Source organism: Streptobacillus ratti (assembly GCF_001891165.1).
Classification (GTDB): domain Bacteria; phylum Fusobacteriota; class Fusobacteriia; order Fusobacteriales; family Leptotrichiaceae; genus Streptobacillus; species Streptobacillus ratti.
Genome location: NZ_LKKW01000071.1, coordinates 1 through 1,182, shown reverse-complemented (window position 1 = coordinate 1,182; position 1,182 = coordinate 1). Strand labels below are relative to the sequence as shown.

The 1,182-nt window shown below is 28.0% G+C and carries 1 protein-coding gene; it reads right to left on the bottom strand.

Annotated features, from left to right (window positions below):
- Window positions 1-74: 74 nt before the first annotated feature.
- Window positions 75-1,034, bottom strand: coding sequence for a DDE-type integrase/transposase/recombinase (locus tag BT993_RS06790; RefSeq protein ID WP_072593804.1), 960 nt, complete (start codon window positions 1,032-1,034; stop codon window positions 75-77).
- Window positions 1,035-1,182 lie beyond the last annotated feature (148 nt).

The following is a 1,182-nucleotide window of genomic DNA, read 5'->3' as shown; positions in this document are numbered from 1 at the left end:
TATGTAACAAAATATTTAAAAAGTTTCTGTATAAGTGTGTAATTAACCACTTAGTCACCTTTTTTACATTTTTATTAATTTGTTAAACTATTTTGATACTCTCTTACTACCTCATTCGGACTCTTAAAGTTTAGTACTTTTCTCCTTATATTATTATATCTACTACAATACTTCTTTACTCCTCTTTTTAACTCCTCTATACTCCTAAATACTCTCCTTAAATAATACTTACTATCCTCCCTATGACTTCTCTCTACCTTACCATTCTGCCATGGTGAATATATCCTTGTCTTTTGATGTATTATTCCCATAACCTCTAATGTCTTCTCAAATAAACTCTTCCTCTTATCTTCTCCATTAGTAAACTCTTTCCCATTATCTGTCTGTATCTTATCTATCTTAAATCCCATAAGTTCTTCTAACCTCTTTACAAATACTGATGTATGATAATTACTCTTCTCATCTACAACCTTTAATACCCTCTTCCTACTATACTCATCTATTGCCGTTATTTGATAATAATTCATATCTCCTCTTGCAAACTTTATACTCTCCCTAGGTATATACTTTATATCTACTTGTACCCTCTCTCCAGGATATGTTGCTCTCTCTACTACATAATTACTCTTTATTCTTATTCTCTTTATCTTTTCTTCTCTTTTATTTATTCTTCTTATTATCTTACACATACTATCATAACTTCTTGTATATCCATCTTCTTTACTCTTCATATATACCTCTGCTAATCCCTCAAATTTATATCTTCTATATTTATTAAGGATTAACTCTATTTCTTCTTTTCTATGAGCTTTTGGGTGAAAATGAGGTCTTCTACTTCTTGGCATTAATGATGTTATTGTTCCATCATATCTTTTTCTCCATCTGTGTATTTGTACTCTATTTGTTTTATATTTTATTGCTGCTTTTGCATTATTATTTATCTTTATTGCATATTCTACTGCTCTTTGTCTCATTCTTAATTCTTCTGTTATTATTCTATTGCTTTTTTTTACTTTCTTTGTTATACTTTTCATTGAAAGGTTTCTCCTTAATTTGGTGTCCTAATCTTATTATAGCAGAAACCTTTCTTTTTTTTATTTTTTTTGTTACATATGTATTATCTCACAACAAAGTTTAAGATAAATTAATAACTTATGTTTGACAACTAAATAGTAAAATTAT

Bases quoted from the DNA above. Each gene is read 5' to 3' on its own strand.
- BT993_RS06790 (WP_072593804.1), bottom strand. From the start codon at position 1,034: ATGAAAAGTATAACAAAGAAAGTAAAAAAAAGCAATAGAATAATAACA.